Genomic DNA, 1,171 nt, shown 5'->3' on the forward strand with positions numbered 1-1,171 from the left:
CACGCCGATGCGGCGGTGGCCGCCGCGCTCGCGCAGGGCCGCCGCCTCGCCGCGCGCATCCTGGCCCGCATCGCCGACCTGCGCGAGTCCGCACGGGCACTCGCGGGGGAGAGCCGCTCGACGACGCGCGCGCGCAGCGAGCTCGCGCTCCCGGCACCAAGCCCCGCGCCGCGCATCGACGCCTGCTCGCCCGCCCCCGGCGTCGGCCTGGCCCGGGTCGACAGCGCCCGCGGCCTGCTGATCCACCAGGTGCGGCTGGCGGCGAGACCGGACGGCGAGCCTGCATGCATCGCCGATTACCGCATCGTCGCCCCCACCGAGTGGAACTTCCATCCGCAGGGCGCCTTCGTACGCGAGGCCCTCGCCACCCCGCCCATGTCGGCTGCGCACCGACAGCGCCGGCTGCGTGCGCTCGCCCTCGCCCTCGACCCCTGTGTGGCGGTAAGCTGGAGCTTCGAGGAGAGCGGCGATGCATGAGATGTCCCTGGCCGAAGGCGTGCGCACGATCATCGAGGACGCCGCGGCGGCCAACGCTTTTCGCAGCGTGCGCGCGGTGGTGCTCGAGATCGGCGAGCTCGCCGCGGTCGAGGCCGACGCGCTGCGCTTCTGCCTCGACGTGGTGCTGGCCGACACCGTCGCCGCCGGCGCCGCGATCGAGGTCGAGACCGTCCCCGGCGCCGGCTGGTGCATCGATTGCGCGCAGACGGTGCCGATGCGCGAGCTCCACGACGCCTGCCCGCGCTGCGGCGGCTACCGCGTGCAGGCCACCGCGGGCCGCGAGATGCGCGTCAAGGCGCTGGAGGTGGACTGAAGATGGGCCGGGACCGCGATGGTTCCAACCGATACGCGACCGCGATGGTTTTCTGTAGGAGCGCCGGAAGGCGCGATCCGGCCTTGCGAGCAAGCGCCTGCACTTGGATCCGGCGCCATAATCGCGCCTTGCATCGCTCCTGCAGGGTCACCGAGCGCCTCACAAGCCTCAGAACATGAAGCCCGTCGAGCAGGCATCCAGGTAGCAAGGAGAAACGACAGATGTGCACGGTATGTGGTTGCGGCAGCGGTGAAACCCGGATCGGTGCGCTCGGTGGCGGGCGCCCCGCAGGCGGCGCGCACCCGCGGCCCGGTGCCACCCTTGCGTGGCGACCGCTCGGCGAGCCCGCCGCCGCGCCCG

At 73.4% G+C, this 1,171-nt stretch carries 1 protein-coding gene and 1 pseudogene; both read left to right on the top strand.

The features are described from left to right. Window positions 1-477, top strand: a pseudogene (locus tag C667_RS23145) (hypothetical protein); the annotation flags it as partial. Further along, on the top strand, window positions 470-811 hold the full coding sequence (hypA, locus tag C667_RS23150) for a hydrogenase maturation nickel metallochaperone HypA (protein WP_004389477.1): 342 nt from the start codon (window positions 470-472) through the stop codon (window positions 809-811). The pseudogene C667_RS23145 and the gene hypA, both read left to right, overlap by 8 nt. Window positions 812-1,171: the final 360 nt, after the last annotated feature.

The sequence above is a fragment of the Thauera phenylacetica B4P genome (assembly GCF_000310225.1).
Lineage (GTDB): Bacteria > Pseudomonadota > Gammaproteobacteria > Burkholderiales > Rhodocyclaceae > Thauera > Thauera phenylacetica.